The 6,433-nt window shown below is 74.3% G+C and carries 6 protein-coding genes and 1 pseudogene; 5 read left to right on the forward strand and 2 right to left on the reverse strand.

Annotated elements, in window-relative coordinates; translation table 11 throughout:
• The 4 genes and pseudogenes from ACWEPF_RS39350 to ACWEPF_RS39365 form a co-directional block, all read left to right on the forward strand.
• A pseudogene (locus tag ACWEPF_RS39350) lies at window positions 1-379 on the forward strand (NAD-dependent epimerase/dehydratase family protein); the annotation flags it as partial.
• Window positions 380-392: 13 nt separating this feature from the next.
• Window positions 393-941 (forward strand): histidine phosphatase family protein, encoded by a 549-nt coding sequence (locus ACWEPF_RS39355; RefSeq protein WP_452176448.1) that lies wholly within the window; start codon window positions 393-395, stop codon window positions 939-941.
• A gap of 92 nt (window positions 942-1,033) precedes the next feature.
• Window positions 1,034-2,245, forward strand: a complete 1,212-nt coding sequence (locus ACWEPF_RS39360; protein WP_452176449.1) for a 4-hydroxybenzoate 3-monooxygenase — start codon at window positions 1,034-1,036, stop codon at window positions 2,243-2,245.
• A 167-nt stretch (window positions 2,246-2,412) separates the two neighbouring features.
• The gene (locus tag ACWEPF_RS39365; protein WP_452176450.1) at window positions 2,413-4,137 is read left to right on the forward strand and encodes a methyltransferase; all 1,725 of its coding nucleotides are present in this window, start codon (window positions 2,413-2,415) and stop codon (window positions 4,135-4,137) included.
• A gap of 134 nt (window positions 4,138-4,271) precedes the next feature.
• On the opposite strand, the gene ACWEPF_RS39370 is transcribed toward ACWEPF_RS39365, so the two are convergent.
• The gene (locus tag ACWEPF_RS39370) at window positions 4,272-4,721 is read right to left on the reverse strand and encodes a hypothetical protein (protein WP_452176451.1); all 450 of its coding nucleotides are present in this window, start codon (window positions 4,719-4,721) and stop codon (window positions 4,272-4,274) included.
• 157 nt (window positions 4,722-4,878) lie between these two features.
• Between ACWEPF_RS39370 and ACWEPF_RS39375 the strand changes: the two genes are divergently transcribed.
• Window positions 4,879-5,898: a hypothetical protein gene (locus tag ACWEPF_RS39375; RefSeq protein ID WP_452176452.1), complete on the forward strand. Its 1,020-nt coding sequence runs from the start codon at window positions 4,879-4,881 to the stop codon at window positions 5,896-5,898.
• A gap of 57 nt (window positions 5,899-5,955) precedes the next feature.
• On the opposite strand, the gene ACWEPF_RS39380 is transcribed toward ACWEPF_RS39375, so the two are convergent.
• Window positions 5,956-6,433 (reverse strand): peptidase inhibitor family I36 protein (locus ACWEPF_RS39380; protein WP_452176453.1); only part of this gene is annotated, 478 nt, incomplete at its 5' end.

Genomic DNA, 6,433 nt, shown 5'->3' on the forward strand with positions numbered 1-6,433 from the left:
TTCCATCATCGACGCTCTTCCGATCTTGCTGGTTGTTCAGCGGACGGACGCCGAGGCCGCCTCCGACGAGCGCGCCTGGGGCCGGGCCTGGCACGTGCCGACCCTGCCCGCCCGCTCGGCGCGCGAGATGGTGCACGGCATGGCCGCCACGGCCGGGACCACCGCGCCCGCCGTGAAGCGGCTGCCCTCCGCCGTGCTCGGCCTCGCCGGTCTGTTCTCGCCGCTGCTGCGCGAACTCAAGGAGACCCGCTACCAGTTCGACCGTCCGTTCGTGGTCGACTCCTCCGCGTACGAGGCCGTGTTCGCCGTGCGCGCGACCCCGCTGGACGAGCAGTTCGAGGCTACCGTGGAGTGGTGGCGCGGCCGCACCGCCGCCTGAGAGGAGCCCCGCCTTGGCCGTCGAGATCGTCTACGAGACACACTCCACCACCACGGACAACGAGGCGGGAATCGCCACGGGGTGGCTGCCCGGCAGCCTCTCCGAGCTCGGCCGCCGACAGGCCGCCGAGCTCGGGGAGCGCCGCCGCGGCGGCGGCTTCGCGGACGTGCTCACCTCTGACCTCCGGCGGGCCGTGGAGACGGCCCGGATCGCCTTCCCCGGCCTGGAGCCGACCCAGGACGCCCGCCTGCGCGAGTGCGACTACGGTGCCCTGAACGGGACTTCGGCCGCCGCCGTCTCCGCCCAGCGCCTGCGCCGGCTCGACGACCCCTTCCCCGGCGGTGGCCAGAGCTACCGTCAAGTGGTGGACGCCACGGCCGAGTTGCTGAGTGAGCTGGCCGTCCGCCACGACGGCCGCCGCGTCCTGCTGATCGCGCACTCCGCCAACCGCATCGCCCTCGACCACCTGCTGCTCGGCAGGCCGCTCACCGAGCTGCTCACCGCCGCCCCGGCCTGGCAGCCCGGCCACCACTACACTCTGCCTACCAACTGGCGCCCCTGAGCAGGCAGTTCTTCATTCACCGCCGCCCATCTGCCTGCATACGGGTGAACTTCTCCGCTCATCCGCTCGGCAACTGCCTATGATCCAATTCCATGACGGAGAGTCAGATCATCCCAGCTGTGCGCAATTCAGCTGACGTGCTCATCCTCGGCGCCGGCCCCGCCGGGCTGGTGCTCGGCAATCTGCTGCACGCCGCGGGGATCGACTGCGTCATCCTGGAGCGCGCCACCCCCGAGCAGCTCGCAGCCCGCTCCCGGGCCGGGTACCTGGCCGCCAACACGGTGCGGATCCTGGAGCGGCACGGCCTCGCCGAGGGCCTGCGCCGACGCGGACGGGAGCACGCGCTCTGCGAGTTCCGCACCGAGGACGGCGCCTTCCGCCTCGACTACTCCACCCTCGGCCGGGGCGAGCGCCACACCGTCCACCCCCAGCACGAACTGGTGGCCGACCTGCTGGCGCACTACCGGCAGGCCGGGGGGCAGGTACGTTTCGGCACCGAGGCGCTGGCCGTCCTGGACGCCGACTCCGGCCGCCCCCGCGTCACCGTCGGCAGTCGCGAGCACGGCGCCACCGCCGCCTGGCAGGGCCGCTACGTCGCCGGGTGCGACGGCCGGCACGGCGCCGCCCGCCGGTCACTTCCGCCCGGCGCGGTCCGGCACCACCGGCACGACCACGGGATCTCCTGGCTGGGCCTGCTCGCCGAGGCGCCGCCCAGCCTGGACGCGGTCGGCTACGCGGTGCACGACCGCGGCTTCGCCGGGCACATGGCCCGCACGTCCACCCTCACCCGCTACTACCTCCAGTCCGAGCGCGGGAGTTCGGCCGAAGCCCTGCCCGACGAGCGGGTCTGGGAGGAGCTGGAGCGCAGGCTGCGCGCCGAGGAGCACGGCCCGCTGCACCGGGGCCCGATCGTCCACCGCTCCGTGATCGACCTGGAGTCCGACGTCCTCGAACCGCTCCGGTACGGCTCGCTCCTCCTCGCCGGGGACGCCGCCGCCCTGCTCAGCCCCTCAGCGGCCAAGGGCGCCAACCTCGCCGTCCTGGAGGCCGAGTTGCTCGCCGAGGCGCTGATCGCCCAGCTGCACCGGGGCGACTCCAGCGGTCTCGAAGCGTACTCCCGACGTAGCCTCGAACACATCTGGCGGGCCCAGGAGTTCTCGCACTGGATGGTGCAACTCCTCAACGCCCCACCGCAGTCGGACGCCTCCGACTTCCACCACGGACTGCGGCGCGCACGCCTCGCCTCGCTGCGCGGCTCGCGCACCCTCCAGGACTGGTTCGCCGAGCACTACGTCGGCGTCTGAGTCCCACCTCCCCGGACCACCCCCCTCACGTCGGCCCGGCCGGAACAGGCACCGCCTGCCCCGGCCGGGTCCGGCTTTGCCATGCCCGGAATCCCGGGAACCCGGAGCCCCGGAACCCCTGGACCCCGGAATCCCGTACCACACACCAGAGATGAGGACGCACCACCATGTCCACGAGCACCACCACCCCCCTGCGCACGGACGCCGCCCGCTTAGCGGAGGCCGTCTCCTTCGTCCGGCAGCAGGACACCGCCGCCCTGCTGCCGCTGCTCCTCCCCGGCCTCGACGGCCCCGAGCTGCGCGCGCTCGCGGACCACTGCCGCTTCTCGCACGCCGCGTTGCTGGTCTTCCCGCCGACCGCCGAGGCCCACCGCGGCCTGCTGGCCGACTGCGGGCTCGATCCCGGGGTGACGGCCAGGCCGAGCGTGGTGGTCCGGGACCGGCTGGCCGCCCGGCACGGGCGGGAGCCGGCGGACCTGGACGTGCGCATCCTGCGCCCGACCGTGGCCGGGACGGGCCGCACCGTCGAGGTCTTCGTGCTGACCGTGCCGCCGGGTTCGGAGCTCGGCCCGCTGGCCCGGCAGGAGCGCGCCGAGGACCACGAGGCGCACCTGGCCCTGGAGGTGGAGCACCCCGATCCGCTGGTGCTTCGCGGGCTCTGCGCGCTGCTGGCCCGGCACGGCGCCGGTCCGGACGGCGGCGGCTACAACCCGCACGAGGACGGCACCGTCCTCTACTTCACCGCGCCCCCGGACTCCAAGGCGGGCTACCGGCGGCTGGAGCTGTACGTCCCGGGCGAGCACCCGGACGTGCTGGCGGGGCACCTGAGCGGCCGTCAGGCCGACCGGTCCGCCGAAACGCTCCTGCTCCTGCTCACCGGGGCGTGGACCACCCAGGCGCTGGCCGTCTCGGCGGAACTGCGGCTGCCCGACGCGCTGGACACCGGTACGACCACCGGCCTGGCGGCCCTGGCCCGGACGGTCGGCGCCGACCCCGACGCGCTGGCCTCCCTGCTGCGCTACCTCGCCATGCTGGACGTGGTCGAGACCGACGGGTACGGCTACCGGCTCACCGCGCTCGGTGCCCTGCTGCGCAGCGACGCCCCGTCCTCGATGCGGCCGCTGGCCCTGATGTACGGCGGGCCGTTCTACCGCTCCTTCGCGGAGCTCGGGCACACCGTGCGGACCGGCGGGGTCGCCTTCGACCACCTCCACGGGGAGAACCACTTCGAACACTTCGCCCGGCAACCGGAGTTGGCCGAGCTCTTCGACCTCTCCATGGCGGCGAGTTCGCGGATGTTCGAACCGCTGACGGCCCATCCGGCCGTGACCGCGGCGGCGGGCGGCACGGTGGTGGACGTCGCGGGCGGCAACGGCGAGCTGCTCGGCAGGCTGCTCACCGCCCATCCCCGGCTGCGCGGCGTCCTGCTGGAACGCCCTCACGCGGTGGAGGCCGCCCGGCGGGCCCTGGACGCGGCCGGGTGCGGTGACCGCTGCACCTACCTGGCGGGCGACTTCGCCGACGTGCCGCCGGGCGGGGACGTCTACCTGCTGTCGCGCATCCTGCACGACTGGGACGACGAGCGCTGCCGGGAGATCCTGCGGCACTGCGCGGCGGCCATGCCCGCCCACGCGGACCTGCTGATCGTCGAACGGGTGCTCCCGGCCGACGGTTCGCCCTCGCTGGCCACCGCGTGGGACCTGCACATGCGGTGCAACGTCGGCGGCCGGGAACGCCGGGCCGAGCACTACGCCCGGCTGCTGGCAGACGCGGGCCTGATCCTGGTCGGCGGCTCCCCGCTGCCGCTCGACGCCACGGTCCTGCACGCCCGCCGGGCCGGGGCACCCGTCCCGGCCCAGGCCGCCGGCCCCGACCGGCCGCAGCGGCCCTAGGGGCCAGTAGCGGCCGAGTGGAGCCCGACGGTCGGTCACCTTCCGTGGTCCTCGTGGCAGGTGACCACCCGTCGGGCGCACGCGGCGGTCCGGCTCCGCCCCCGTGGTACGGAGCCGGACCGCCTGACTGCGCGTCAGCAGTTGCGCAGCGACCAGACGGGCGACCAGTTCACCGTGAGCTGGCGGGTCGAGGAGCCCGAACCAGCCGTGGAGGTGAACAGCTGCTGGCCGCTGCCCCCGTAGAACCGCGAGACGGTGTTGGGCGTCTGGTTGTTGGTGAGGTATCCGGTGCCCTCCCAGTTCGACACGCTGTACAGGCGGCACGGGTCGAAGCGGAAGACCGCCCACTTCTGGCGGACCGGGTCGTTCACCGCGGCGCACAGGCTGCCGTAGTTGCAGGGGATGTTGAACATGTCCCGGTCGTAGCCGTAGTAGTCCGGCGTGACCCCCGACGCCGACGGCGAGCCGGCCGTGATCGCCGCGGGCGCGGCCTGCACGGCCTGGGCCGAGCCGGCCCCGGCGAGCAGGGCCGGCAGCAGCGCCGCGGCACCGAGCAGACCGACGACGGAGCGCTTGAGGTTCATGGTGGTTCCCCCTCTGGTTCGGTTGAGGGCCTCAGCCTGTCCCGGCACGCGCCGCCGTAGTACCTCGGAACACCTAGGGTCGTCCCCCCGCCCGGGCGCCCGGATGGCAGGATCGGCCCTCGAACGCCGACGCCCCACCGATGAACCGGAGACCACCGTGCCCGACGGCGACGTGACGGACGCTCAGCTCCCCGAACTGCTCCTGTCCGACGGCTCCTGGCGGTGCACCGGGGCCGACGGCGCCTGGGAGACCGCCGTCTTCCGACTCGCCCCCGACCCGGCCGCGCGCCGCGGCCCCCTGGTGGCCCGGATGAGCGCGCGCGGTGTCACCACGGCCGACCCGGCCGACCCGGAGCAGTGGGAGGGTGCCCTGATCGAGGCCCTGCTCGCGCACCCGGCCGCACGGCAGCTGCGCTCCCTCGAACTCCACCTCACCGACCACCACCACTCCGCCGAACGGGCCGCGGCCACCCTGGTCCGCCATCCCCTCCCCCGGCTCGAACACCTCTACCTGGGCCACGCGTTCGAGTACCTCTTCGAGGACGGCGAGAGCTCGACGGGGCGCCGGCTGGACCCCCTGGAGCACCACGGCACCGGTCTGGTCCGGACCGCGCCCTGGGAGGCCCTGCCGGCCCTGCGGAGCCTGGAACTCGAAGGCGCCTTCCTGGTGGACGCGGTGGAGCACCAAGGCCTGACCCGGCTCCGTACCCGCGGCGCCGTGCTCTCGGACGGATCCGTCTTCCACCCCGGCCGCCTCCCCGCGCTGACCGCCTTCGAAGTCGACCTGGAGAGCGACGTGTTCGGCGTCGCCTGCTCGGTCGACCAGGTCGAGGAGCTGGGCGCCGGGCACCTCCCCGCCCTGCGTCGGCTCGACCTCGGCCGGGTCGAGTTCGACTCGAACGACTTCGACACCCTCACCGCCCTGGCCGGGTCACCGCTCCTGCCGCAGCTGGAGAGCCTCACCCTGCGCGAACTGCGGGTCGAGCGCTGGCACTGCGAGCGGGTGGGCGCGCCCGAGCCCGCGGCCGCGCTGGCGGCCCTCGCCCCGGCCTTCGCCCACCTCCGGCTCCGGGTGACCGGCCCGGTCACCGTCGAGGCCGACGACCCGGCGCAGGCCGGGGCGGTGCTCGCCCTGTTCGGCCTGCACCCGGACGGCGGCGAGGGGAACGGGACGTGACGGCCCGTCCCCTGAGGCGTCCCCGGACCCGCCCGGGCGCCCGGACGCCCGGGCGCGCTACGGTGCGCAGGACCTGATCCACTGGTGGGAGCGCGGCAGGCGGTCCCCGTCCGCGAGGTTGCGCCGCTCGCCGTTGGGCAGGCAGCCGATCCGCTGCTCCCACCCCGTGCCGGCGAAGTACTCCACGTCGACCCTGGTGGCTCCCTCGGAGAGGTTCTGTCCGTTGTTGAAGACCGAGAGCGGCGGCCGCCGCGCGGCCCAGGCGCAGCCGGTCTCCCCGGTGGACCAGTCGTCGTCCCCGTCCACCCAGGCGCAGTAGTCGCCCTGGCCGTCCGGCTCGGTGAAGAAGCAGACCGTGCCGCGGTCGCAGCGGTCGTAGCCGGTGCTGGGCAGCAGCGCCGGCAGGCCGGCGGAGAGGGTGGCGGTGACGGTCGCGATCAGCACCGTCAGCAGCGGTCCGCGGCGGCGTCGCAGGACCTCGTCGCTGACCGTCACCGCCGTCCCCTCCAGGACCCATTCGCGCCCGGCGCTCTCC

The organism is Kitasatospora sp. NPDC004289 (assembly GCF_053602875.1).

Bases quoted from the DNA above. Each gene is read 5' to 3' on its own strand.
- ACWEPF_RS39360 (WP_452176449.1), top strand. From the start codon at position 1,034: ATGACGGAGAGTCAGATCATCCCAGCTGTGCGCAATTCAGCTGACGTG.
- ACWEPF_RS39365 (WP_452176450.1), top strand. From the start codon at position 2,413: ATGTCCACGAGCACCACCACCCCCCTGCGCACGGACGCCGCCCGCTTA.
- ACWEPF_RS39370 (WP_452176451.1), bottom strand. From the start codon at position 4,721: ATGAACCTCAAGCGCTCCGTCGTCGGTCTGCTCGGTGCCGCGGCGCTG.